Below are 24,730 nucleotides of genomic sequence, written 5' to 3' on the forward strand. Positions count from 1 at the left end.
TTCGCGGGTAACGCGTTGATCCTGCGGAGGAGGAGCTTTCCCATGCCCCAGGCCGCCCGTTACGTCGCCCACACCGAGTCCGATCACTGCCACATCCTAGAAGCCCGCAGCTTCGAGGATGCGGCCCTGACCTTCGCCGAGGCCCATTCGCCATGGGCCGAGGACGACGCCCTGCGCGTGATCGTCCAGTCCGAGGACGGCGGGCCCGAGCATTGTTTCGTCATCCATCTCGAAACCGAGGCGGTCGAGGCCTGCGCCTAGGCTGGCAAGCGTCACGGTTCAAGGCTAACGCTCCGGGGCAAACCGGAAAAAGCCATGCCCAATGCCCGCCCGATCCCATGGTCGATGATCCTGCGCCAGACCCACACCGTGGTGGGCATGGTCATCGCGCCCTCGATCCTGATGTTCGCGGTGACCGGCGGGCTGCAGATCTTCCGCCTGCAGGAAAGCCACCCCGGCTACACGCCCGCACCGCTGATCGAGAAGCTGGGCCGGGTGCACAAGGACCAGGTCTTCGCGGTGCAGCCCCCGCGCCCGCCCCGGCCCGAGACGGCCCGTCCGGCCGGAGCCGCGGCGCCGCAGGAGGTCGGAAAACCCGCGACCCCGCTCTCGAAGAGCCTGCTCCAGTGGTTCTTCGTTCTGGTCGCGGTCGGCCTGTTCCTGTCGACCCTGCTGGGCGTCTGGATGGGCGTGACGATGGGCCGGCTGAAGATCGTCGCGCGCTGGGCGCTGCTCGCCGGGACGGTGATCCCGGTCGCCATCCTGCTGATCCCCTAGGAGGCCCGCGCCCGATCCCCGAACGCCGCTCATTCCCGCGAAGGCGGAGACCCAGTGCTTAAGTGAGGCTCGGCGTCTGGGTTCGTCTCATGCGTGCCGGCGAGAGTCATCGTCCAAAGACCGGGGCCCCGCCTTCGCGGGGATAAGCGGATGACGGATGCACTCGCGCCCGCGAAGGAGAATTTATTCTCCGTCCGGGCTTGCGCTGGCCGCGTGCGACGATCACGTCTCGACCGGGTCTTTGAAACCGTCAGGTGATGCCTCCGCATGCTGCATTTCGCTGTCGGCAGAGTCGCACGCATCGAAACGCCAACCCGCTGATTTTATTCAGATCGGCCGCGACTCTGTAGACTCTGTCGACTCCATTTTTGGAGTCTCACTCCGAACGATCAGGCCGCCTCCGCCCGGACCTCCGCCAGAGCATCCAGCGCCTGGACCAGGTCGGCGATCAGGTCATCCTCGTGCTCCAGACCGACCGACAACCGCAACAGGCCGTCGGTGATCCCGGCGACGACGCGCGCTTCCGGCGTCATGGCGGCGTGGGTCATGGTCGCCGGGTGGGCGATCAGGCTTTCGACCCCGCCCAGCGACTCGGCCAGGGTGAAGGTCTCCAGCGTCTCCACCAGCTGGCGCACGGCATCGACGCCGCCGGCCAGCTCGAAGCTCAGCATGGCGCCCGGCCCCTGTTGCTGGCGCGCGGCCAGGGCGTGGTTCGGGTGCGACTTCAGGCCCGGATAGTGGACGATCGAGACCGCCGGGTGGGCTTCGAGCAGGTCGGCGACCTTGCCTGCCGTCGTCTGCTGCCGTTCGATCCGTGCAAAGAGGGTCCGCACCCCGCGCAGGGTCAGATAGGCGTCGAACGGCGAGCCGGTGACGCCCAGGCAGTTGGCCCACCAGGCCAGCTCCGCATGGTCCGCCGGATCGGCCGCGATCACCGCCCCGCCGACCACGTCGGAATGGCCATTAATGTATTTGGTCGTCGAGTGGACCACGATGTCGGCGCCCAGTTCGATCGGCCGCTGCAGCGCCGGCGACAGGAAGGTGTTGTCGACCACCACCTTGGCCCCGACCCGGTGGGCGCGGGTGCAGATGTCGGCGATGTCGACCACGCGCAGCAGGGGGTTCGACGGCGTCTCGATCAGGACCAGCCTGGGGTTCAGGGCCAGCGCCGCATCCAGTGCGACGGTGTCGCCCTGATCGACCCACAGGACCTCGAAATGCCCCTTCTTGGCCCGGGCGCACAGCAGGCGGTGGGTGCCGCCGTAGCAGTCGTGCGGCGCGATCAGCAGATCGCCGGGCTCCAGCAGGCTCAGCGGCAGATCCACCGCCGCCATCCCGGTCGCCGTGACCACGCAGCCGGCTCCGCCTTCCAGCTCGGCCAGGGTCTCGGCCAGGACGTCGCGGGTCGGATTGCCGGAGCGGCTGTAGTCGTATTTTCGCTTCTGCTCGAAGCCCGCGAACGAATAGTTCGAGGACAGATACAGCGGCGGCATGACCGCGCCGTGGGCCGTGTCCGTATCGACGCCGGAGCGGGCGCAGGTGGTGCGGACGTCATGCGGCCGCTTGCCGGTGGGACGGGTCATTGGTCGATCTCCTTGAGCGCGGAACGGAGGATGGCGGCGACCGCCTCGTCCTCCTTCAGAAAGGCGTCGTGGCCGTACAGGGACGGGGCCTCGACCAGACGCCACAGGGCGGGCAGGCGAGCGCCGAGCTCGCGGATGTCGTCGATCGGCACCAGCCGGTCCGAGGTGAAGCCAACCAGGGTCACCGGGGTCCGGATCGCCTCGGGCGTGACGCTGTGGCGGTCGATCGAGTCCGACAGCGACAGCCAACGGGCCGGCGTCGTGTGGGTCCGGTAGGCCTTGCCGCGCGCGGTCAGGTATTCGCACACCGGATAGGCCTGCCCCGCCGCCGCGGGGGCCTCGGTCTCGAACCGCTCGCCGAACTCCTCGGCGGTGCGATAGGTGGTCATGGCCAGTTCACGGGCCAGGGCGACCCCGTCCTCGGGCCGTCCGGCGGCCTCGGCCAGCTGCAGGATGCGCCGCTGGATCCCGCGCCACGCGGTCGCCTGCGGATGGGCCCGGTGGGCGGCGGAGACCACAACCAGCTGCTCGACACGCTCGGGGAACAGCTCGCAGAAGGCCAGGGCGATCATGCCGCCATAGGAGCAGCCGACGAAGGCCGAAACGACGGGATCGCCGATCTCTTCGAGGATCAGCCGCAGCAGCCGCGCCTGGTCATGGGTGGTGATGGTGACCGGCTTCATCCCGTCGGCGGCCTCCGGCGCATAGTCGAAGGCCAGGACCTGGAAGCGGCTCAGGTCGATCGGCCCGCGGATCGAGACCGCGCCCGACCACCAGCCCAGGCCGTTGGTCTCGGTCCGGTGCACGAACCGCCCCGCCGAGATGCCGCCCGCCACCACAACCAGCGGCGCCCCGGCCCGGCCGTGCAGCCGCCCAACGATCTGGCGCTGGCCCAGTCGCTCGCCCGACTTGAGGCGGAAGTCGACCGGGATGTCGACGGTGATATCGACCGCACCGCCGCCCTTGCGGGCAAGGATCGCAGTCGAGCGCGCTGTCGGACGACAGAGGGGTTCTGCGGAAATCTGTTGAGTGTCGAAAGCCATGGCGTCGTCTGCATCGTCCCGCCCAGCAAGGTTCCGGATGCGATGACAGATCGTGGAGACGTCGCCTCGTCGACGCTCCACTCATCTCTCGCGGACCCTTCGAAAAGGATCCTCGCAGGAGTTGGCACCGTTCGGCTGGAAACCGATGGTTGCCCCGACGTCAAAGGGCCTATCCCTCGGTCGGTCTTGATGAGTGGATTTACGTTGCGGGTGCGAAGACCGCCGGTCAAGAGAAAAAATCTACCCCATTGATCCGGTCTGACGGATAGGCTGTGACTGGAAGGTAGCTAAAGGGCCGGCAGACGCAAAAAAGATGCTCGAACCGGGTTGACGACGGTCGTTTCTCCCGACACTCTGCGACCAACGATTTTTACAGGAACTCGCCCGTGTCCCGTCTCGGCAGCATCGCCGTTTCGACCTCGACCACCGCCCCCGCGGTGCGCTCGATGACCCTTGCGACTCTCATTTCGACCACGACCGGTATGACCATCACCGGCCCCTCGCGGGCGGGAACAGGTTAGCGCGCAGGTCGAAAACACCTCAGCCAACCCAGACCCGCCCGGCCCCGGCCAGGCGGGTTTTCTATTGCCCTGATCCCAACTCCTCCCCGAACGGACCATCCATATGCCCCACTCCAGCGCCCGCCTCGCCGTCGTCGAGAAACCGATCGCCGAGCCTTCGCCCACCGCCGAAGTGGTGGTGCTGAAGTTCGGCTCCTCAATCCTGCAGGACCAGTCCTGCGCCCCCGCTGTCGCCTCCGAGATCTATGGCCACGTCCGCGCGGGCCGGAAGGTGATCGCCGTGGTCTCGGCCCTGGGCGGCCACACCGACCGGCTATTCGCTGACGCGCGCGCCCTCGGCCTCGATCACGAGAACGACCTCCTTCCCGGCTATGTGGCGCTGGGTGAGGAGAAGGCGGCGGCGCTAGTGGCTATCGCCTGCGACCGGATCGGCCTGGATGCGGCGGCATTGTCCGTGCGCGAACTGGGCATTGTGGCCGACGGCCCGGCCGAGCATGCGCATCCGGTCTCGCTGCGCAGCGACGCTCTGTGGAAGGCGCTGGCGGACCATCAAGTCGTCGTGGTTCCGGGCTTCGGCGCCGTGGGTGAGAAAGGGAAGGTGGTGCTGCTGGGGCGCGGCGGTTCAGACCTGACGGCGGTCTTCCTCGCGGCCGAACTGGGCCTCAGCCGCGTGCGTCTGGTGAAGGATGTCGACGGCCTCTACGACCGCGATCCGGCTTCGGCCTCGGGCAAGCCGCTGCGCTATCGCCGGGCCAGCTGGGACGACGCCCGTCGCCACGGCGGCGCCCTGGTCCAGCACGACGCGATCGACATGGGTCAGCAGCGGTCGGTGGAGATCGAGGTGGCCGCGCTCGGTCGCGCCGATTGCACGGTGGTCGGAGACCATTCCGCGCCTCCCGGGCCGTCGATCCCTGATGCGCCTCTGAAGGTGGCCATCGCGGGCTGCGGCGTCGTCGGCGGCGGCCTGCTGCAACGGCTGCTGAAGGATAACCGGTTCCAGGTCGTCGGCGTGCTGGTGCGCGATCCATCCAAGCCCCGGGATGTGGAGGCGCCCGCCGACCTTTTCACGTCAGACCGTGAGGCGCTGCTGGCGCTTCGGCCCGACATCCTGCTGGAGGCCCTGTCAGAGGGCGCTGCCGGTCACGACCTGATCCGTGCGGCCCTGGAACGCGGCATCGATGTCGCCAGCGCCAATAAACAGGCGATCAGCCGGGACCCGGCCGGTCTCGCGGACGCCGCCCGTGCTCACGGCTCGCACCTCGCCTATTCGGCGGCGGTCGGGGGCGCGGCGCCGATGATCGAGACCCTGCGCGTGGCCAGGGCGGCCGGGCCAGTGAATGGATTCGAGGCGGTGCTGAACGGCACGGTCAACTTTATGCTGACGCGGCTTCAGGCCGGCGCCGATTTCGCCGACGCTCTGGCCGATGCCCGGGTCGCGGGCTTCGCCGAGGAGGATCCGTCGTCGGATCTTGAGGGCCGCGATTCGGCCGCCAAGGTCCGGTTACTGGCTTTCGAGGCCTTCGGGCGGACGCCGGCCGAAGCCGACGTACCCTGCGCCGTCCTGTCGGAGGCGTTCAAGCCGGCCGGGCCGGTCCGCCAGATCGGCGCCTGTGTTCGGGACGGGGAGGGGCTGAAGGCGTCGGTTTCGCTTGACGTGGGGCTCGACGATCCGCTCTTCCAGAGCCTGGACGGGGAGCGCAACGCCTTGAAGGTCTATGGCGAGGACGGTCGGGTTTGGTCGTGCAAGGGCCGCGGCGCGGGCCGCTGGCCGACGACCGAGAGCGTGCTGGCGGACCTCGCCGACATCGTTCGCGCGCGCCATGCGTCGCTGGGTCACCACTAGCGCGTGGCAGTTTTCACCCCGGTCACCGAAGATGACGCGCGCGCGTTCCTGGCGGACTATCCGCTGGGCGCATTCGCGTCCCTGCATCCCATCGCCGAGGGAGTGGAGAACACGAACTATCGGCTGGAGACCAAGGGCGCCCGTCATGTCCTGACCCTGTTCGAGGCGCGCACCGACGCAGCATCTCTGCCGTTCTGTCTGGGCCTGCCCGACCATCTGGCGGGCCGAGGACTTCCGGCCCCGAGGCCGGTCCGGAGTAAGTATGGCGCCTGGGTCGGGACGCTGAACGGCCGGCCGGCGGCGGTGATCGAATGGCTTCCGGGCGCCTGGTTAAGGGACCCGTCTTCGGCCGAGGTCGAGGCAGCGGGGGCGATGCTGGCGCGACTGCATCTGAAGGCCGGGGGCTTCCCGATCCAGAGGGCCAACCCTGTCGGGCCCGTAGTCTGGCGGGCGCTGGCGGATCGGGCTGCGACGGTGGCCAGAGGGGAGGACCGCGAGATCCTGGACGGCGTTGAAGTGGCCCTGGCGCGGCTTGGTAACCCGTGGGCGGAGGATTTGCCCCGCGGACCGATCCATGCCGACTATTTCCCCGACAATGTCCTGTTCGACGGAGGTCAGGTATCCGGCGTGATCGACTTCTATTTCGGCTGCACGGACCTGTTGGCTTACGACCTTGCTATTGCTCTGAGCGCCTGGGGATTTGATGGCTCGGGCGTCGCCATCTCCAGTTCGGTCGACGCCTTCCGGCGCGGATACGAGGCTGTGCGCCCCCTGACCCGGGCGGAGGCTGTCGCGCTGCCGACGCTCGGCGAGGCCGCCGCGATCCGCTTCACCCTGACCCGGCTTCACGACCGCGTCTTCCACGACCCGACCAAACTGGTGACACCCAAGGACCCGGCCGCCTTCTTCCGGCGGGCGGCGTGGTGGCGCGAGGCGGCCTGATCGTTTCGGCACGACTCCGACTTACACCCTTCGGCGAACCCGCTTCGCCGAACCGAACCAGAATGACGATGGCCCAGACTTCCGAACGCTATGTTTCGACCCGAGGCGAGGCTTCCGGCAGCGACTTCGCCGAAGTCTTGCTGCGCGGCATGGCTCCTGACGGTGGCCTCTACTTGCCGGGAGCCTGGCCCAGCCTCTCACCCGAGAGCTGGGCGGCCGGGCTCGGCTATGTCTCGATCGCGACACGAGCCATGGCGCCCTTCATCGGCGACGCCCTGCCAGCTGGAGCGTTGGACCGGGGCCTGGCTCGACTGACGGCGGGCTTCGAGCCGGCCGAGGTGACGCCGCTGCGTTGCCTTGAGGACGGCCTCTATATGCTGGAGCTGTTCCACGGTCCGACCGCCGCATTCAAGGACCTCGCGATGCAGCTCGCGGCGGCGCTTTCGTCCGAGGCGCTGGCAGCGTCGGGCGAGCGACTGACCCTGGTTACGGCGACTAGTGGAGACACCGGCGCGGCCGCCGTGGCCGCCTTCGCCAATGCCGATCGGGTCCGGCTGATCGTGCTCCACCCGCATGAGCGGGTCTCGGCCGTCCAGCGCCGCCAGATGACTACGGTCGAAGCCCCGAACGTGCTGAACCTGGCCGTTCGTGGGGACTTTGACGACTGCCAGCGGCTGGTGAAGGGGTTGCTGGCCGACGAGAGCCTGCGCGACGGGGGCCGGTTCTCCAGCGTGAACTCGATCAACTGGGCCCGGCTGGCGGGACAGGTTCCCTACTATCTGTCAGCGGTTTCACAACTGGCCGCGCTGGGCGAGACGCGGGCGCCGGTCTTTGTGGTCCCGACGGGCAATTTCGGCGACGCTTTTGCCGGGATCGCGGCGTCGCGGATGGGGTTGCCGGTCGCCGGATTCGTCGCCGCCGTGAACCGCAACGACGCCCTGGCGGGCGCCATCAACCACGGCGTCTATGCCAGGAAGGCCGCCGTCGAGACCGCATCGGTCAGCATGGATGTGCAGGCCCCTTCGAACTTCGAGCGTCTGGTGTTCGAGGCCTCGGGTCGCGATGCGGACTTGACCCGCACCCTGTTCGAAACCTTCGCCCGCGAGGGCTCGGTGGCGCTCCCGCCGGCGCTGCTCGACGCGATCCGCGCCGAGGTCTCGGCCTTGTCAGTCAGTGAGGACGCGACGCGTGAACAGATCGCCCATGCCTACGCGACCTGGGGTCAGGTCGTCTGCCCGCACACCGCTGTCGCCCTTTCGGCCGCGCGGGGCGTGAACAGAAGCCGGGGTCCGGTGGTGGCGCTTTCGACCGCCCATCCCGCCAAGTTCGGCAAGGACGTCGCGCCGGTGCTCGGCTTCAATCCCGCCCCGCCCCGTGTCATTCGCGAACTGGGTGACCGGGCCGAGCGGTTCGAGATCATCGACGCCGACGCCGCAGCGGCGAGGGCGGCAGTAAATGGTTTCTCTGGCTAGGCCGAAGGTCCCGATCGCACGGGGTGCGCGCCGTCACGGTTGTTGCTATCGATGGGTGTGACCGATCCAACGCCCTCCGCCCGCCTGACCCACCTCCAGTCACTTGAGGCCGAGGCGATCCATATTTTGCGCGAGGTGGCGGCCGAGATCGAGCGGCCGGTGATGCTGTATTCGATCGGCAAGGATTCCGCTGTTATCCTGCATTTGGCGAGAAAGGCCTTCTTCCCGGGGCCGATCCCCTTCCCGCTGATGCACATCGATACGACGTGGAAGTTCAGGGACATGTATGCGCTGCGCGACCAGGTCGTGGCGGCGGGCGACGTCGATCTGAAGATCTGGGTCAACGAGGATGCGCGGTCGCGGGGGATCAATCCGTTCGATCACGGCTCCTTACATACCGACCTGTGGAAGACCGAGGGACTCAAACAGGCGCTGGATCACCACGGCTTCCAGGCGGCGTTCGGCGGCGCCCGGCGCGACGAGGAGAAGTCTCGGGCCAAGGAGCGGGTCTTCTCCTTCCGTTCGGCCGGACATCGCTGGGATCCGAAGAACCAGAGGCCGGAGCTCTGGCGGCTGTACAACACGCGGATCGGGGCGAGGGAGAGCATCCGCGTCTTCCCGATCTCGAACTGGACCGAGCTGGATGTCTGGCAATACATCGAGCAGGAGGCGATCTCGATCGTGCCTCTGTATTTCGCTCGGCCGAGGCCGGTGGTCGAGCGCGACGGGGCGCTGATCATGGTCGATGACCAACGGATGCGGTTGCTGCCCGGCGAGACGCCTTCGGTAAGGTCGGTGCGATTCCGGACCCTGGGCTGCTATCCGCTGACCGGCGCGGTCGAGAGCGAGGCGACCAGCGTCGCCGACATCATCGCCGAGATGAAGGCCTCCACCACCTCGGAGCGGCAGGGGCGGGTCATCGACCATGACCACGCCGCCTCGATGGAGAAGAAGAAGGCGGAGGGCTATTTCTGATGAAGTCCTTGCTGCGCTTCATCACCTGCGGCTCGGTGGACGACGGCAAGTCGACCCTGATCGGGCGGCTGCTCTACGACACCAAGACGATCCTCGACGACCAGATGTCGGCGCTGGAAGCGGACTCGAAGAAGGTCGGGACCCAGGGTCAGAACATCGACTTCGCCCTGCTGGTCGACGGGCTGGCGGCCGAGCGCGAGCAGGGCATCACCATCGACGTGGCCTATCGCTTCTTCGCCACCGAGCGGCGGAAATTCATCGTCGCTGATACACCGGGCCACGAGCAGTACACGCGCAACATGGTCACCGGCGCCTCCACGGCCGATGTGGCCGTGATCCTGATCGACGCGCGCAAGGGTGTGCTGGTCCAGACGCGACGGCACTCCTACCTCTGCGCCCTGCTGGGCATCCGCAAGGTCGGGCTGGCGGTCAACAAGATGGATCTCGTGGGCTGGGATCCGGCTGTGTTCGCCGGGATCGTTGCCGACTATCGCGCGTTCGCCGACAGCATCGGCCTGAGCGATGTGACGCCGATCGCCCTGTCGGGCCTGACGGGGGAGGGGGTGGTCGCGCGGTCGCCGGGCTTCGATCAGCCGACCCTGCTGGAATGGCTGGAAGGCGTCGAGGTCGGCGACGATGCGGCGGCGCAGCCGTTCCGGATGCCCGTTCAGTGGGTCAATCGTCCGAACCCGGAGTTTCGCGGCTATGCGGGGTTGATCGCCGCGGGGACGGTGATGCCGGGCGACCGGGTCCGTCTGCTGCCTGCGGGTCGCGACAGCCGGATCGCGCGGATCGTGGCCATGCCCGGCGACCTCGCAGAGGCTGCAGCCGGCCAGTCGGTCACCCTGACGCTCGAGGACGAGATCGACGTCTCGCGCGGCGACGTGATCGCGGCGGCCGAGGCCCCGCCCGAGGTCGCGGACCAGTTCGAGGCGACCGTCGTCTGGATGGACGAGGAGACCCTGTCGCCAGGCCGGTCCTATCTGCTCAAGATCGGCGCCCGTGCGGCGACGGCCCAGGTCACGGCGATCAAGCACCGGGTCAACGTCAATACCCTTGAGAAACTGGCGGCCAAGCGGCTGGAGCTGAACGATATTGCCGTCTGCAACATCTCGCTGGATCGGCCCATCGCCTTCGAGCCCTATGAGAGGAACCGGGATCTGGGCGGCTTCATCCTGATCGACCGGATCACCAACCGCACGGTCGGGGCGGGGATGGTCCGCTATGCCCTCCGCCGGGCCGACAACATCCACTGGCAGGCCATCGACGTGGACCGCTCGGCGCGGGCGGCGATGAAGGGCCAGAAGGGCGCAGTCGTCTGGCTGACCGGACTGTCCGGGGCAGGAAAGTCGACCATCGGCAACCTGGTCGACAAGCGGCTGCATGCCTTGGGGCGGCACACCTATCTGCTGGACGGGGACAACATCCGTCATGGGTTGAACCGGGACTTGGGCTTCACCGAGGAGGACCGGGTGGAGAACATTCGCCGGGTGGCTGAGGTGGCGAAACTGATGGCCGACGCCGGCCTGATCGTCATCACGGCCTTCATCTCGCCCTTCCGGGCCGAGCGGCGGATGGCGCGCGAAATGATGGCGCAGGGCGAGTTCCTGGAGGTGTTCGTCGATGCGCCTCTGGCGGTCGCCGAGGCGCGCGACGTCAAGGGGCTGTACGCCAAGGCCCGGGCGGGCGACCTTAAGAACTTCACCGGGATCGACAGCCCGTATGAGGCGCCGGAAGCCGCCGAGATCGTCATCGACACCATGGTCCTTGGCGCGGTCGAGGCGGCCGAGGCCATTGTGAAGCGGCTGGGGTTGGGCTGACTTTCGGGCGTCTTGCGCGTATGGGGTCGCCGACGATGATCCATGCCGCCCACAGATTGTCCGTCGCGCCGATGATGGACTGGACCGACCGGCATTGCCGGGCGTTCCACCGCGCCCTGTCGAGCCGGGCGCTGCTCTATACGGAGATGGTCACGGCGCCGGCGGTGATCCATGGCGATCGAGAACGGCTGCTGGGCTTCGACGCGGTCGAGCATCCGGTGGCGCTGCAGCTCGGCGGATCCGATCCGGCCCAGCTGGCCGAGGCGGCGAAGATCGGCGCGGCCATGGGATACGACGAGATCAATCTGAATGTCGGCTGCCCGTCGGATCGGGTGCAGTCGGGGCGGTTCGGGGCCTGTCTGATGAGGGAGCCTGAACTGGTCGCCGACTGTATGGCGGCCATCCGCGAGGCGGTGGATGTGCCGGCCACGGTGAAGTGTCGCATCGGCGTGGACGATCAGGACCCGGCGGTGAGTCTGTTCGCCACGGTGGACGCCTCGGCGGCCGTCGGGGTGAAGACCTTCATCGTCCATGCGCGCAAGGCCTGGCTGAGCGGCCTGTCGCCCAAGGAGAACCGCGACGTGCCGCCGCTGGACTATCCGCTGGTGCGCAGCCTGAAGCGGGAGCGGCCCCATCTGACCGTCTGCATCAATGGCGGCATCGGCTCGCTGGACGAGGCGGAGGCGCATCTGGACGCGAGCGACGGCGTGCAGCTGGACGGGGTCATGCTGGGGCGGGCCGCCTATCACGAGCCGGCCTTGCTGGGTCAGGTCGACCGGCGGCTGTTCGGCGCGGCGGGCGCCGATGTCGATCCGTTCGCGGCGGTCGAGCGGTACAAGCCCTATCTGGCCGCGCGGCTGGAGGAGGGCTGGGGCCTGCATGCCATGACGCGGCATATGCTGGGCGTAATGCATGGGCGGCCGGGCGCGCGGGCCTTCCGGCGCATTCTGACGGTCGAGGCGATCAGGCCGGGCGCGGGTCTGGATGTCGTCGATCGCGCGGTCGAGGCGGTGCGCGAGGCCGAGGCGCGGCACGACCGGGTCGAAGAGGCCGCCTGACACGGTCAACGGTCCGTTAAGCGTAACCGGGACAAGGCTGCGGCCATGACCCGCATAGTGCTGATCGCTCTCACTCTTTTGACCGGCTCGGCCGGTATGGCGGAGGCCCAGAGCCGTCATCCGCGCTCCCCGATAACGGCCGCCCTGAACGCCGGGACGACGGGCTTGGGCGCCGAAGTGCAGCTTTCGCTGGGTCCAGTGTTTGTAGTGCGGGGGGGCATCGACACGCTGGGGTACGATTTCGATCAGTCGTACAGCGACGTCGATTATTCGGGCCGGTTCGACTTCGACACGGTGTCGGGGTTCGTCGATCTGCATCCGTTCCTGAATGGGTTCCTCATCTCCGGCGGGATCTATGTGGGAGACCGCACAATCAATCTCAACGGGCAGCCGACGACGCCGGTGGAGATCGGCGGGGCGACGTTCACGCCGGCGCAGGTCGGGACGTTGAGCGGGCGGATCAAGCTGTCGGATACGGCGCCGTTCGTGGGCGTCGGCTATGACGACAGCTTCTATCGCGAGGGGCGTTGGGGCGTCCGCGGCATGGTCGGGGTGGCCTGGAGCCAGCAGCCGGAGGTCGGTTTGTCGTCGAGCGGCGGGACCCTGTCGAACGATCCCATCTTCCGCGCCCGGCTGGAGCAGGAAGCGCGGGACATCCAGGAAGACGCGAAGGACAAGGCCCTCTTCCCGGTCGTGCAGCTTGGCGTGACGGCGCGCTTCTAGAGACGGGCGGGTCGCGCTAGACCGCACCGGTGACTTCCCTTCCCCTGAACGAACTGGCCCTGCTGGCCGCTGCGGTGCTTGCGGCGGGGCTGGCGGGCGGCCTGATCGCGGGCCTGTTCGGGGTCGGCGGCGGGACGGTGCTGGTGCCGGCGCTGTTCTATGCCTTCTCGGTGCTGGGGCTGGGCGGGGAGAGCAACCTGCATGTCGCCATCGGCACCTCCCTGCTGACCATCGTGGCGACGTCCTGGCGGTCGCTGGGGGCGCACCGGGCCCACGGGGCGGTGGACGAACAGGTGCTGAAGACCTGGACGCCCTGGGTCGGGGCGGGCGCGCTGGTCGGTGCCGCGATCGCGGGCCTGACCTCGATGGAGGGGCTGGCGATCGTCTATGGCGTCTGTCTCGCCGTGGTCGCGGCGCAGATGGGGCTGTTACCGGAGACGGTGCACGTCCGGGAGGACCTGCCGACGGGCTGGTGGCGGCGCGGGATCGGCGGGCTGATCGGCCTGCTATCCGCGATGATGGGGGTCGGGGGCGGCAGTTTCGGCGGGATGCTGATGACCCTGTGCGGGCGGCCGATCCATCAGGCCGTGGCGACGGCGTCAGGATTCGGCATCGCCATCGGGGCCGCGGCGACGGTGGGCTTCGTCGTGTTTGGATTTGGCGCAGATGGCAGGCCGCCGTTGAGCCTGGGTTACGTCAATGTGCCCGCGGCCGTGGCCATGGGCGTGCTGACGACGCTGGTGGCCCCCTATGGCGCGCAGTTGGCGCGCCGGCTGAACCGCAAGGTGCTGAGGAAGGCGTTCGCGATCTATCTCTTGCTGACCGCAGTCTCGGTGGTGGTGAAGGCGCTCTAGGGATCGAATTGCAGTCCTGGCGACCTCCGATGAGTTCGCGGCGATTTCAGATAGTGAGTTGCGGCAAAATCCGACGATTTCGGCGAGGGAGGCTACGGCAATTTCTGCAGAAACTGCACAACGCTGCTGAGTCCGCAGAAGGGCAAACCGATGCGATAGGGCGGTGTGCCCGCTTTCTCATCCGTGCGTCCGCGCGACGGCGGGGACCCCAGGTTCAAGCCCCGGCCTGGTGCGCTGGATCTATGGCGGTCCAGACTCGGTAACGCCTGTCGCCCAAAGCACCGGGTCCCCGCCTTCGCGGGGATGCACGGTTGGTGTGGCTCAGGGCCGCAGCGTCAGGCCGCTGGGCCGCGCCTCGAAGGCGGACAGGCGGCCGAGGTAGCTCATGCCCAGAAGGGAGTGGGGCAGGCCTTCTTCGACGACGAGAGCACGGACCTTGTTCACCCGGGCGCCGGCGACGGCGACATGATCCAGATCGATGGGTGCGGCCTTGACGGGGCCCGACGCGGTCTCGACCGTCTGGGTGAAATCGGCAGGGGTCAGGCGCAGGCCGAGACGCAGGGCGTCCTGGCGGGTCAAGGCGACGACGGAGGCGCCGGTATCGACGAGGACGCGGATGGCCCGACCGTCGATGTCGGCCTCGGCCCAGTAATGGCCGTCTGCGGCGCGGGCGATCTGGGTGGGTTGGCCGGGTGCGGCGCGAACGTTGGCCGGAGCCTCGGCGGGGACGACCATAACTGCCGCCTCGGCCGTGCGTGGCTCCTGGTGAGTCAGCCACCAGGCGACGCTCAACGAGGAGACGGTTGCGATGCCCATGACGATCGCTGACTGGATATCTAGACGCAACGCGGCACACCTTCGTGACGGACCGCTTCTGCGGATGGCCGTACAGTGCCTGCGCCGGGTTGGGATGCGGTGAAGCGACGTGGCTGACGAGGGGTTAACGGTTCAACGGCCCAGCTTCGCGGGGTCTATGCGACCCTCTCGTGATGGAAGTTCAGCCATGATTTCAGTGCGTTGATTGTCGGTCAGCTGGCTCCAGCCGCCGATCTCCGCCAAGCTCCGGTAACACCCCAGGCACAGTCCCGTAGGCCCATCGACGATGCAGATCTGCACGCAAGGGGAGGCGATGGAGTGTGGCTGTGGAGCTGCATTTGAAGACATGATTGCGAAAACTGATCCGAAGCCGGACTAAAAAACTTGCAAATCTGCGGAAATGTGCGAGGGTGTCATCGACGCGAAACGACTGAGAGGGTGAAAATCCCTGCGAGCACGACGCGTCTCTTTTCATCGTTCAGCGAAAGGAGACGCCAAGATGAACGACAAGGAGAGAAACCTCCAGCACGCCATGATGTCTTTTGCCCTGTGGGGCGGGATGCTGGTGAGCAATCGACCGTCTCGCCAAAGCGAGCGGGTGGTCAGCCACCCGTCCAACTTCGTGCCCTTCCGGTACGGGAAGAAGGACTGAGAGCAATGCCCTCTCCCCTTGCGGGAGAGGGAGATCGCGCACGGCGGCGGAGCCGTCGTTCTGGCGCGGTCGGGTGAGGGGTCACACAGACTCTCACCGGTGAGGCGGCCAGGACCCCTCACCCTTTCGGCTAAACCGCATCGCATCGCTACGCTCTGCGAGCCTCAAGCCCTCTCCCGCAAGGGGAGAGGGTCGATTGTTGTCAGCTCGCCGCCCGCGCTTCAGGCGTCTGCATCGAGCGGGTGGCGGGGACGCCGACGGTCGGGGTGCGCGCGGCGCCGGCGGCCTGGCCGGGCTTCATGAACTTCACCAGGACGCGCTGACCGATCAACAGGGGGGCGTCGCCGGCGGTGACGACCACTTCCACCACGCGTTCATCGGACCGCTGCGAGGGGTCGTCCGAGGCCAGTTTGCGGGCGCCGAAGACGGCGGCGCGACGCAGGACGGTGCCGATATAGACCTTCGACGGATCGCCCTCGGGGGTGATCTCGACAGCCTGGCCGGTCGTGACGTTGGGGATGTCCGACTCCACGATCTCGGCGCGGGCGATGCGGGGCGCATTGGGCTCCAGATCGAACATGTTGGACACGTTCAGGGTCGAGGCGCCGGCGCCCGGGTTGGCGTAGCGGCGCACGATGCGGCCGTTGGCCGGCGAGCGGATCACCGTCAGCTCGACATTGTAGGCGGCCTGGTCGCGGCGGGCGCGGGCAGTCTGGACCGCCGCCTGTTGCGAGCCGAGGCGGGCCTGGGCCTGGGCGATGCCGTCGCGGGCCTGGTCGAGACGCTGGGCGGCGACGAAGTTGGTGGCGACGAGGCGTTCCAGCCGATCGTACTCGCGCTGGGCGGTGCGGATATCGACCTGGATCAGGTTGAGCTGGCTCTGGGCCGAGGCGAGGTCGGCGTTCGAGGTCTGCAGCGCCAGACGGGCCTCGTCATCTTCCTGACGGGCCAGGATCTGGCCGGCGACGACGGTATCGCCCTCCTGGACCAGGACTTCGCGGACGATGCCGCCGCGACGGGCCGCGATCTGGATGATGCCGCCCTCAATATCGACCTTGCCGTTGGCGATGGCCGCGTAGGGGCTTTCGACCTTCTGGGCCTCGGCCTTCTCGGCTTCAGCCTTCTTGGACTCGCCCTGGCTGCGCATGAACGAGAATCCGGCCACGAGCACGATGATCAGCACGATGCCGATCCAGAGCCATTTGTTCTTCAGGAAGGCGGGCATGACGGTTTGAATCCTCGGGCGGTCTTAGTGGTGGGACGCCAGGGTGGCGTTCGGATTGGGCGTGCGGCGTTCGTCGGAGATGATGACGCCGTCCTCGATCTTGATGACCCGGTCGGCCCATTCCTCGAGCCGGGGGTCGTGGGTGACGCAGATGACGGCCGCGCCGTATTCATCCGCCGCGCGACGCAGCAGGCGGATGACGACCTGGCCGTTCTCGCCGTCGAGGGCGGAGGTCGGTTCGTCGGCGAACAGGATCTTGGGATCCTTGGCGAGGGCGCGGGCGATGGCGACGCGCTGCTTCTCACCGCCTGACAGGGCCGAAGGACGCTGATGCAGGCGCGGGCCCAGGCCCACCTCCTCCAGAGCCTGGGTGGCGCGCTTCTTCGCCTGGCCAGGCGTCAGGCCCTGGAACTTCAGCACCACCTCGACCTGCTGCAATGCGGTCAGGGCCGGGAACAGGTTGAAGCCCTGGAAGATGAAGCCGCAGTGATCCAGACGGAACTTGTCGATCTTGCCGAGCGACAGCTTCCACAGGTCATCGACGTCGAGGGCGTCCACACGGCCTTCCTCGGGCCGCAGCAGGCCGGACAGGGCGGCGATCAGGGTGGATTTGCCGGAGCCGGACGGGCCCATGACCATGGTCAGGTCGCCGTGACGGGCGTCGAAGTCCACGCCCTTCAGCACTTCGACGAAGGCCTTGCCGGACTTGAAGCGCTTGACCAGTCCCTTGGCCTCGATGGCGAAATCGCCATGCTTGCCGTGAACCTTGGTGTGCTGGACGAAGTCGGTCATCGCAGCAGGTCCGCGGGCTGGCTGTTCTTGAGGATGCCGAGGGACAGCAGGCCCGACAGCATGGCGATGACGATCAGGCCGCCGCCGACGACGACCAGCAAGATCGGCGGCAGGGCGATGATCACGGCGTTGGCCAAGGCGAAAGCCTGAATGCCCATCGTCAGCAGGATCGCGGCCAGCACTCCCACGCAGCCGACCCAGAAGCTGAGTTCCATGACGATGCGGTTCAGCGAGCCCATGCCGACGCCGAGCGCCCGCAGGGAGGCGAACTCCTTGATGTTGGCCATGATCGCGCCGCGCAGGGTCTGCCAGGTGATGGCGATGCCTATGACGGTGCCCAAGAAGACGCAGCCCCCGATGATGATGACGAGGATGCCTTCCTCGAACATGGCGCCGGCGTTGGCGTCAGCCAGTTCCTGACGCGTCCAGGCCTTCCACTGGCCATTGCCGGAGGCGTTGAGCTCGGCGGCGACGCGGATCGCCTGGGTCGGGTCCTTGAGCTTGACCATCAGGGGCCCGACTCTGGCCCCCGTGTCGGCCTGGCCCACCATGCGCAGGGTATCGCGCGACATGATCACGGTGGCCTGCATCATGTTCGGATAGCCGCGCGTGATGCCGACCACGGTGACCGTCTGGCCGTTGTAGAGGGCGCGGTCGCCCAGTTTGACGCCCAGCTTGCTGATGGCCGTCTCGTCGATGGCGACGGTGTAGGGCTGGCGCAGGGCGTCGACCAGTTCCCGGGAGTAGTCGGTCGGGATGGTCACCGAGCCCGGCGTGGTGTCGATGATGGAGGCCTGGACGAACTGCTGGCGCGGCGTGCCCATCTTGGCCCGTTCGGCCTGGGACATCGTCGGATCGATGTCCTTGACCGACTGGAAGCTGCCGCCGGCGCCGTCCAGCGGCTGGACCTCGACCACCTGCGGGTTGTTGTAGACGAGGGGAATGAAGCGGCGTGGCACGCCCGAAGGCCCGCCGATCAGCGACTTGGCCCCCGGTTGCATGACGATGATGTCGGCGCTGGAACGCTCGATGGTCGCGGTGAAGCCCTTGCCGATGCCGATAAAGACACCGGTCATGGCGAGAACGAGCAGACCGGACAGGGCCAGGGCCATGACGGCGGCCATGTAGCGGCGCCACTCGAAGAGCAGCGTGGAAAGCGCGAGCGACATCGTCTTTGAAACATCCGTGACTTGCAGCGTTATCTGACCTGCTGTCGGGTTCCCTCCAAGTTAAATCGGGGTAAGGGAAAATGGGCGTGCCATGGCCACGCTTGCCGCGCCGTCGGCGGCGGGACTAGCTATCGCCACACAAGATCGCCGGGTCGCCGGCGCACCGGGAAGAAACCAGATGCACCATCGTTCGCTCGCCGCCGCCGTTTCGATGGCGGCCCTCGTCTGCGCCGCCATGCCCGCTGCCCCGGCCCGGGCCGACGAGGGGATGTGGACGTTCGACAACTTCCCCATCGCGCGGGCCAACGCGACGCTGGGGACCTCGATCGACCAGGCGTGGCTTGATCGGGTGCGGTTGAGCTCGGTGAAGTTCGGCGGCTGTTCGGCCGGGATCGTGTCAGGCGAAGGCCTGGTCATGACCAACAACCACTGCGTCGCGACCTGCGTGGCCAATCTGTCGACCCAGGCGGTGAACTACGCCGAGACCGGTTTCACCCCGCGCAATCGAGAGGACGAGGTGAAATGCCCGGGCGGCACGGCCGAGGTGCTGACGGACATCTCCGACGTCACCGACCGGGTGCATGCGGCGGGCGAGGGCCTGACGGGTCAGGCCTTCAACCGTGCGCGCGACGCCGAGATCGGGCGGATCGAGACCGAGGCCTGTGGCGACGCGACGGACAGGCGCTGCCAGGTCGTGACCCTGTATCGGGGCGGACAGTTCAAGCTCTACACCTACAAGAAATACACCGATGTCCGCCTGGCCTTCGCGCCGGAGGATCGGGCCGCGACCTTCGGCGGCGACCTGGACAACTTCTCCTTCCCGCGCTTCGCCATCGATGCGGCCTTTATCCGCCTGTACGAGAACAACGCCCCGGCCGTGACGGCGACCCACTTCGTCTGGAACGCCGACACGCCGGTGGAGGGGACGCCGGTGTTCGTGACCGGCAGTCCCGGCGCGACCCAGCGCCTGCTGACCCAGGATCAGCTGTTCACTGTTCGCGATGTGGTCCTGCCCCTGGACCAGCTGATCGCCTCGGAGCTGAGGGGGCGGCTGATCCGGTTCTCGGAGGAATCGGAGGAGAACGCCTTCATCGCCATGGATCCGATCGTCGGCCTGGAAAACACCTACAAGCGCGGCCTGGGGCGGATGCGCGCCCTGACTGATCCGGGCTTCATGGCGACGCGCGCCGAGGGCGAGGTCGATTTCCGCAGTCGGGTCGCGGCCGACACCGCCCTGGCCGAGCGCGCCGCCGATCCGTGGGGCGCGCTGGCGACCGTCCAGCCGATCGCGCGCGAGCTCTATCCCGCCTACGCCCTGCTGGAAGGCGGCACGGGCATCGGCACGACGCCGGTCGCCGGCGGGTCCCAGCTGTTCCTGTGGGCGCGGACCCTGGTGCGCGGCGCTCAGGAGCGGGCCAAACCCTCGGCCGAGCGCCTGCCGGAGTTCGGCGATGCGCGCCTGTCGGGTGTGCAGTCCGGCCTGTTCGCCGAGCGCCCGACCTATCCGGCGCTGGAGCAGGTGCGGATGGAGTGGTGGCTGTCCAAGACCCGCGAGTGGCTGACCGTCGACAATCCCGCGGTGCGGAGCCTGCTGGGCCGGGAATCGCCCGAGCAGCTGTCGGCGCGTTTGATCGAGGGGACGACACTGGCCGATCCGGGCGCGCGCCGCGCCCTGTGGGAGGGGGGACTGGCGGCCATTGAGGCCTCGGACGACCCGATGATCCAGTACCTGCTGTCGATCCAGGACGAGACCCGCGCCGTGCGTTCGGACTGGGAGACGCGCGTGCAGGCCCCCACCGATCAGGCCGCCGAACGCCTCGCCGCCGCGCGCTTCGCGGCCTATGGCGACACCGTCTATCCGGACGCGACAGGGACGTTGCGACTGACCTATGGCAAGATCGAGGGATCGGACGTGCCCGGCCAGCGCTGGGGGCCCTTCACGACCTTCGCAGGCCTGTGGGACCGGGCGACGGGCTCGGCGCCCTTCGACGTCGCGCCCAAGCTGCTGGCCGCGCGTGATGAGATCGACCCGGACACGGTGCTGAACATGACGCTGTCGTCCGACACCATCGGCGGCTCGTCAGGCTCGCCGGCGGTCAATGCGGCGGGCGAGATGCTGGGGGCTAATTTCGACTCCACCGTCCTGACCCAGCGCAACGCCTATGGCTACGACCGCAATGTCAATCGCAGCGTGATCGTCACCACGGGGGCGGTGACCGTGGCCCTGCGCGATGTCTACGACATGGGCCGGCTGGTGGAGGAGCTGGGGGTCGACTGACCCCCGTCGCCCTGGCCTATCTGGCGTCCGGATCGGCAAGGGACCGTCTCGCCGTGTCGAAATACTGCCAGCCGGTCCAGACCGTGGCGATGGCGGCGAACCAGATCAGGCTGTCGGCGAACAGCTGGAAGTAGGGCAGGTATTCGAAGTCGAGGCCGAAGCCGTCCCAGTTGCGGGCGAACAGCTGGCAGCCCAGGGCGACCAGCTGGACGGTGGTCTTCCACTTGGCCAGCAGGGTGACTTCCAGTGTGACGCGGCCGGCGATGGTTTCGCGCAGGGCCGAAACGGCGAACTCCCGGAACAGGATCAGGCCGCAGGGGATGGCGATCTGCGGCACCGAGCCGGAGGTCAGGACGCCGAGAATGGCGCCGGTGACCAGAACCTTGTCGGCGATGGGATCCAGGATGGCGCCCCAGCGCGTCTCGGCATGCCAGCGCCTGGCCAGATAGCCGTCAACCCAGTCGGTCGAGGCGGCGACCACGAAGATGTAGAAGGCCGCGCGATAGAGGCCGAACTGGTCCTCCGGGCTCAGATAGGACGACAGGATCGGCACCCCGCCGGTCGCGCCCGCCAGGATCAGGAACATCACCACGCCGGCGACCAGGCGCAGGCCGGTCAGGATGTTGGGGATTGGATTGACGTGGTGTGTGGGGGACATGGCGATTCCGTGGGCAGGGCAGGGCAGGGCAGGGCAGGGCAGGGCTGGCCGGGACAGGATAGGCGGTCTTCAGCGAACGCGCGCCTAGCTTAGCGGTTCAAACCGGGGAGCCGAAGTCAGCTTGCGCAGCATGCCCTCAGCGATGCCGAAATGCAGACCGGTCAATTCGAGCCGCCCGTCCGCCTCGCGCCCGGCGATCCAGGGGAAGGTTCGCAGATTGTCGAGGGACAGGCGCACGACAGCCTCCTCGGTCGCCTGTTCACAGGATTCCGGCTCGCACATCTCGGCGATCCGGCGGACGACGGGCGTGCCCTGGGCAATCCAGGGGGCCACGAAGTCCTGGACGGTGTCGGGTGCGCCGTATCGCATGGCGGCGACGCCGCCGCAGTGGGCGTGGCCCATGACGACGATGCGGCGGACGTTCAGAACCTTCACCCCGAACTCCAGCGCGGCGGAGACGCCGTGCAACTGGCCGTCCGGCTCATAGGGCGGAACGAGGTTGGCGACGTTGCGGACGACGAACAGTTGGCCGGGCGCGGCGTCGAAGATCAGGGCGGGGTCGGCGCGGCTGTCGGAACAGGCGACGATCAGGGTGTGTGGTGTCTGACCGGCGGCCAGGGCCTCGTACTCCGCACGCGCCGCTGGCCAGTGGTTGGCGCGAAAGCGGTGGTAGCCGGAGATGAGGGGATCGGAAGAATCGTTCGACATGGCGACGGTATAGGCAATCCCCGATGCCGAGGGGAGGGCACCGGAAAGCCTGCTAGCGCCCAGGGGATCGCTTGCCATCGATCAGAACCGCCTGTTGCCAGCGGCTCGGGGCCTTGTCGGTCCGGTGGATGCAGCCGACCCAGCAGCAGGGCCGGGTCTTGCCTTCCAGCAATTCTTCGCCGGTTCTCTGGATGCGACGTTCGCGGGTCCTGGCCTGTTTCGCGTCGTCCACCCAGCAGATGAACTCATTGCGTCCCAGCGGCGTCAGCTTTTGCCACAGGGCGAAGACCTCCGGCGCCGATCGAACGGCGGATTCGAGGTCGGGTCCGGCATTGTGGACGACGCCTTGGGGGAAGTCGCTCAACTGACATCTCCTGTCGATGGTCATTTGGAGGGCATCACGTTAGCGCTGCGTCTCGGGATGGAAGAATCCGTGAATACGTTCGGCCAGCGGCTGGTTGATGCCCTCGACCTTGACCAGATCGACGACGGCGGCGCGGCCGACGCCCTTGGCCGAACCGAAGGCGTGCAGCAGGGCCTTCTTGCGGCCGGGACCGACGCCCTCGATCTCGTCGAGCGGGTTCTTCTTGATGTCCATCGAGCGGCGGGTGCGGTGGGCGCCGTTGGCGAAGCGGTGGGCCTCGTCGCGCAGGCGCTGGATGTAGTAGAGGGCCGGCGACTTCAGCGGCAGCATGAAGGGCGGTTTGCCGGGTACGAAGAACCGCTCCATCCCCGCGTCGCGGTCCGGCCCCTTGGCGACGCCGACAGCGAGGATGTCGTCCAGACCCAGATCCGCCAGCACGGCCTGTACCTCGGCCAGCTGACCGGCGCCGCCGTCGATCAGCAGCAGGTCGGGACGGACCACCTCCTCGGCGCCGTCTTCCTCGTCCTTGACCAGGCGGCTGAAGCGGCGGCGCATGACTTCGCGCATCATGCCGTAGTCGTCGCCGGGAGTCAGATCGATGCCGCGAATGTTGAATTTGCGGTACTGCGACTTCTGGAAGCCCTCGGGGCCGGCGACGATCATGCCGCCCACCGCATTGGTCCCCTGGATGTGGGCGTTGTCGTAGACCTCGATCCGCTCGGGCGTGCCGTCCAGCCCGAAGGCTTCGCAGACCTCGGTCAGGATTTTGCCCTGGGCCGAGCCCTCGGCCATCTTGCGGCCCAGCGCCTCGCGGGCATTGGTGTGGGCGTGGTCGACGAGAGACTTCTTGTCGCCGCGCATCGGCCGTTCGATCGAGACGACGCGGCGGCCGTCCGCCTCCTTCGCCTTCATGGAGAAGGCCTCTTCCAGCAGTTCCTTCTCGAACGGGACGACGTTGGACAGGATCAGGCGGGCGACCGGCTTGTCCTCGTAGAACTGGCCGAGGAAGGCCGAGAGGATTTCCGGATCGGTGTCGGACTTGTCCACGCGCGGGAAATAGGCGCGGCCGCCCCAGTTCTGGCCGCCGCGGTAGAAGAAGACCTGGACGCAGGCCTGACCGCCCTCGCTGAACAGGGCGAAGACATCGGCCTCGGCCACGCTGTCGGCGCTGACCGAATTCTCCATCGTGATGGCCGACAGGGCGCGGATTCGGTCGCGGACGCGGGCGGCCTGTTCGAAGTCCATGGCCTCGGCGGCGGTAGTCATTTCCTGCGACAGTCGGCCGATCACGGCGCGCGACTTGCCGCGCAGGAACAGTGACGCCTCCTGGACCAGGTCGCCGTAGTCCTCGAGCGAAATCAGGCCGGTGCAGGGGGCCGAGCAGCGCTTGATCTGGTGCAGCATGCAGGGGCGGGTGCGGGTCTCGTAGACGCTGTCCGAACAGGATCGCAGCAGGAAGGCCTTCTGCAGGGTGTTCAGGGTCCGGTTCACCGCCCAGGTCGAGGCGAATGGGCCGAAATATTCGCCGTCGGTGGTGTGGGCGCCGCGATGCTTGCGGACCTGGGGCGCGCGGTGGTCCTTGCGGATCATCAGTTCGGCGAAGGACTTGTCGTCGCGCAGGACGACGTTGAAGCGGGGCTTCAGCTTCTTGATGAAGTTGGATTCGAGCAGCAGGGCCTCGGTCTCGGAGGCGGTGACCACCAGCTCCATCGAGCGGGTCAGGGAGACCATCAGGCCAATGCGCTGGGTGTGGAACCTGCCCTGGGCATACTGGAGGATGCGCTTCTTGATCGAGCGCGCCTTGCCGACATAGAGGCAGGTCCCGTCCTCGCCGTACATGCGGTAGACGCCCGGCTTGTCGGGCGCGCGCCGGGCCTCGTCGCGGATCAGATCGGCGGCGACGAGTGGGACGGTCGAATCAATGGGCGGGGCGTCGGCGGGCATCCCGGCCAATATAGGCGTCGCGCAGCGATCTGTCAGAGCGGCTTGATCGGCTTCGGAGAATGACGGAGGATTCCCGCGACCGGCGGCGCGTCTCCGGTTTCGGGGGCTTCATCATGCAACGCATCGCCATCTCGATCGTCCTTTCGACCCTTGTGGCCGCGTGTGGACAACAGTCGCCCGCTGCCGGTGAGGCCGGGGGCCCGGTCGCCGAACTCGACTTCATCGAGGCCGTGCCGATCGTGGAGGATGAGGTCGCGCCTGTGGCTCAACCCCGGCCCGCCGCGAAGAAGGAAGAGCCCGAGGAGGACCGTGGGCCGGCCGGGGATCAGGCAGCTGAGGCCGCACCGGCCCGGACTGCGCCCCCGTCGCCCGAACCGGCCGCCGACGATGCGACGTCTGCGACGCGGCGGGCCAATGAGACGACGGCGACTCCCGACGTCGACAAGCCGCCCGAAACCCCATCCCGGCCTGACCAGACGTGAATCAGGCTCCAGATCCTGGCGAGAGCCTGAG

Annotated in this window: 24 protein-coding genes and 1 riboswitch; of the genes, 13 read left to right on the forward strand and 11 right to left on the reverse strand. The window is 67.7% G+C overall.

Features of this window, described 5'->3' with window-relative positions:
* Window positions 1-42 precede the first annotated feature (42 nt).
* Together ACP7AZ_RS06730 and ACP7AZ_RS06735 are read left to right on the forward strand one after the other, a co-directional pair.
* Window positions 43-261: a DUF5961 family protein gene (locus tag ACP7AZ_RS06730; RefSeq protein WP_426037307.1), complete on the forward strand. Its 219-nt coding sequence runs from the start codon at window positions 43-45 to the stop codon at window positions 259-261.
* Between the two features lie 54 nt (window positions 262-315).
* The gene (locus ACP7AZ_RS06735; protein ID WP_426037309.1) at window positions 316-777 is read left to right on the forward strand and encodes a hypothetical protein; all 462 of its coding nucleotides are present in this window, start codon (window positions 316-318) and stop codon (window positions 775-777) included.
* A gap of 389 nt (window positions 778-1,166) precedes the next feature.
* On the opposite strand, the gene metB is transcribed toward ACP7AZ_RS06735, so the two are convergent.
* Together metB and metX are read right to left on the reverse strand one after the other, a co-directional pair.
* Window positions 1,167-2,360, reverse strand: coding sequence for a cystathionine gamma-synthase (gene metB / locus ACP7AZ_RS06740; RefSeq protein ID WP_426037311.1), 1,194 nt, complete (start codon window positions 2,358-2,360; stop codon window positions 1,167-1,169).
* The gene (gene metX / locus ACP7AZ_RS06745) at window positions 2,357-3,403 is read right to left on the reverse strand and encodes a homoserine O-succinyltransferase MetX (RefSeq protein ID WP_426037313.1); all 1,047 of its coding nucleotides are present in this window, start codon (window positions 3,401-3,403) and stop codon (window positions 2,357-2,359) included. The genes metB and metX overlap by 4 nt, the downstream gene beginning before the upstream one ends.
* 78 nt (window positions 3,404-3,481) lie before the next feature.
* Window positions 3,482-3,599: riboswitch (SAM riboswitch) on the reverse strand.
* Window positions 3,600-4,027: 428 nt separating this feature from the next.
* Here metX and ACP7AZ_RS06750 point away from each other — a divergent pair.
* From ACP7AZ_RS06750 to ACP7AZ_RS06785, 8 genes are all read left to right on the forward strand, one after another.
* Window positions 4,028-5,767 carry a homoserine dehydrogenase gene (locus tag ACP7AZ_RS06750; RefSeq protein ID WP_426037315.1) on the forward strand — a complete coding sequence of 580 codons (1,740 nt, stop codon included), beginning with the start codon at window positions 4,028-4,030 and terminating at the stop codon, window positions 5,765-5,767.
* A 3-nt stretch (window positions 5,768-5,770) separates the two neighbouring features.
* Window positions 5,771-6,709 carry a homoserine kinase gene (gene thrB, locus ACP7AZ_RS06755; RefSeq protein ID WP_426037317.1) on the forward strand — a complete coding sequence of 313 codons (939 nt, stop codon included), beginning with the start codon at window positions 5,771-5,773 and terminating at the stop codon, window positions 6,707-6,709.
* Between the two features lie 68 nt (window positions 6,710-6,777).
* Window positions 6,778-8,181 (forward strand): threonine synthase, encoded by a 1,404-nt coding sequence (gene thrC, locus ACP7AZ_RS06760; RefSeq protein WP_426037319.1) that lies wholly within the window; start codon window positions 6,778-6,780, stop codon window positions 8,179-8,181.
* 57 nt (window positions 8,182-8,238) lie between these two features.
* Window positions 8,239-9,156 (forward strand): sulfate adenylyltransferase subunit CysD, encoded by a 918-nt coding sequence (gene cysD / locus ACP7AZ_RS06765; protein WP_426037321.1) that lies wholly within the window; start codon window positions 8,239-8,241, stop codon window positions 9,154-9,156.
* Window positions 9,156-10,976, forward strand: coding sequence for a sulfate adenylyltransferase subunit CysN (gene cysN, locus ACP7AZ_RS06770; protein WP_426037323.1), 1,821 nt, complete (start codon window positions 9,156-9,158; stop codon window positions 10,974-10,976). The genes cysD and cysN overlap by 1 nt, the downstream gene beginning before the upstream one ends.
* A gap of 35 nt (window positions 10,977-11,011) precedes the next feature.
* A complete protein-coding gene (dusA, locus tag ACP7AZ_RS06775) occupies window positions 11,012-12,034 on the forward strand; it encodes a tRNA dihydrouridine(20/20a) synthase DusA (protein ID WP_426037325.1) in 1,023 nt (340 codons plus the stop codon).
* Window positions 12,035-12,079: 45 nt separating this feature from the next.
* On the forward strand, window positions 12,080-12,757 hold the full coding sequence (locus tag ACP7AZ_RS06780) for a hypothetical protein (RefSeq protein WP_426037327.1): 678 nt from the start codon (window positions 12,080-12,082) through the stop codon (window positions 12,755-12,757).
* Window positions 12,758-12,786: 29 nt separating this feature from the next.
* The gene (locus ACP7AZ_RS06785) at window positions 12,787-13,611 is read left to right on the forward strand and encodes a sulfite exporter TauE/SafE family protein (protein ID WP_426037329.1); all 825 of its coding nucleotides are present in this window, start codon (window positions 12,787-12,789) and stop codon (window positions 13,609-13,611) included.
* A 321-nt stretch (window positions 13,612-13,932) separates the two neighbouring features.
* Here ACP7AZ_RS06785 and ACP7AZ_RS06790 read toward each other — a convergent pair whose 3' ends face one another.
* Together ACP7AZ_RS06790 and ACP7AZ_RS06795 are read right to left on the reverse strand one after the other, a co-directional pair.
* On the reverse strand, window positions 13,933-14,427 hold the full coding sequence (locus ACP7AZ_RS06790) for a TIGR02281 family clan AA aspartic protease (protein ID WP_426037331.1): 495 nt from the start codon (window positions 14,425-14,427) through the stop codon (window positions 13,933-13,935).
* A gap of 132 nt (window positions 14,428-14,559) precedes the next feature.
* Window positions 14,560-14,775: a DUF1289 domain-containing protein gene (locus ACP7AZ_RS06795; RefSeq protein ID WP_426037333.1), complete on the reverse strand. Its 216-nt coding sequence runs from the start codon at window positions 14,773-14,775 to the stop codon at window positions 14,560-14,562.
* Window positions 14,776-14,926: 151 nt separating this feature from the next.
* On the opposite strand from ACP7AZ_RS06795, the gene ACP7AZ_RS06800 reads away from it, so the two are divergent.
* Complete coding sequence (locus ACP7AZ_RS06800) at window positions 14,927-15,079, forward strand: hypothetical protein (protein ID WP_426037335.1); 153 nt, start codon at window positions 14,927-14,929, stop codon at window positions 15,077-15,079.
* 202 nt (window positions 15,080-15,281) lie between these two features.
* On the opposite strand, the gene ACP7AZ_RS06805 is transcribed toward ACP7AZ_RS06800, so the two are convergent.
* The 3 genes from ACP7AZ_RS06805 to ACP7AZ_RS06815 are packed head-to-tail and all read right to left on the reverse strand — an operon-like array spanning window position 15,282 to window position 18,265.
* Complete coding sequence (locus ACP7AZ_RS06805; protein ID WP_426037337.1) at window positions 15,282-16,304, reverse strand: HlyD family secretion protein; 1,023 nt, start codon at window positions 16,302-16,304, stop codon at window positions 15,282-15,284.
* 24 nt (window positions 16,305-16,328) lie between these two features.
* Window positions 16,329-17,096, reverse strand: a complete 768-nt coding sequence (locus tag ACP7AZ_RS06810; protein WP_426037339.1) for an ABC transporter ATP-binding protein — start codon at window positions 17,094-17,096, stop codon at window positions 16,329-16,331.
* Window positions 17,093-18,265, reverse strand: a complete 1,173-nt coding sequence (locus tag ACP7AZ_RS06815) for an ABC transporter permease (protein WP_426037341.1) — start codon at window positions 18,263-18,265, stop codon at window positions 17,093-17,095. Before ACP7AZ_RS06815 ends, ACP7AZ_RS06810 begins: the two co-directional genes overlap by 4 nt.
* Before the next feature lie 178 nt (window positions 18,266-18,443).
* On the opposite strand from ACP7AZ_RS06815, the gene ACP7AZ_RS06820 reads away from it, so the two are divergent.
* The gene (locus tag ACP7AZ_RS06820; protein ID WP_426037343.1) at window positions 18,444-20,543 is read left to right on the forward strand and encodes a S46 family peptidase; all 2,100 of its coding nucleotides are present in this window, start codon (window positions 18,444-18,446) and stop codon (window positions 20,541-20,543) included.
* A gap of 16 nt (window positions 20,544-20,559) precedes the next feature.
* Here ACP7AZ_RS06820 and pgsA read toward each other — a convergent pair whose 3' ends face one another.
* From pgsA to uvrC, 4 genes are all read right to left on the reverse strand, one after another.
* The gene (gene pgsA, locus ACP7AZ_RS06825) at window positions 20,560-21,201 is read right to left on the reverse strand and encodes a CDP-diacylglycerol--glycerol-3-phosphate 3-phosphatidyltransferase (protein WP_426037345.1); all 642 of its coding nucleotides are present in this window, start codon (window positions 21,199-21,201) and stop codon (window positions 20,560-20,562) included.
* A gap of 84 nt (window positions 21,202-21,285) precedes the next feature.
* The gene (locus ACP7AZ_RS06830; RefSeq protein WP_426037347.1) at window positions 21,286-21,909 is read right to left on the reverse strand and encodes a carbonic anhydrase; all 624 of its coding nucleotides are present in this window, start codon (window positions 21,907-21,909) and stop codon (window positions 21,286-21,288) included.
* Window positions 21,910-21,961: 52 nt separating this feature from the next.
* The gene (locus tag ACP7AZ_RS06835; RefSeq protein WP_426037349.1) at window positions 21,962-22,273 is read right to left on the reverse strand and encodes a YdeI/OmpD-associated family protein; all 312 of its coding nucleotides are present in this window, start codon (window positions 22,271-22,273) and stop codon (window positions 21,962-21,964) included.
* Window positions 22,274-22,312: 39 nt separating this feature from the next.
* Window positions 22,313-24,217 carry an excinuclease ABC subunit UvrC gene (gene uvrC / locus ACP7AZ_RS06840; RefSeq protein WP_426037351.1) on the reverse strand — a complete coding sequence of 635 codons (1,905 nt, stop codon included), beginning with the start codon at window positions 24,215-24,217 and terminating at the stop codon, window positions 22,313-22,315.
* A 59-nt stretch (window positions 24,218-24,276) separates the two neighbouring features.
* Here uvrC and ACP7AZ_RS06845 point away from each other — a divergent pair, with 59 nt between their 5' ends.
* Window positions 24,277-24,699: a hypothetical protein gene (locus ACP7AZ_RS06845; protein ID WP_426037353.1), complete on the forward strand. Its 423-nt coding sequence runs from the start codon at window positions 24,277-24,279 to the stop codon at window positions 24,697-24,699.
* Window positions 24,700-24,730 lie beyond the last annotated feature (31 nt).

It is taken from the genome of Brevundimonas sp. DC300-4 (assembly GCF_049897365.1).
Lineage (GTDB): Bacteria > Pseudomonadota > Alphaproteobacteria > Caulobacterales > Caulobacteraceae > Brevundimonas.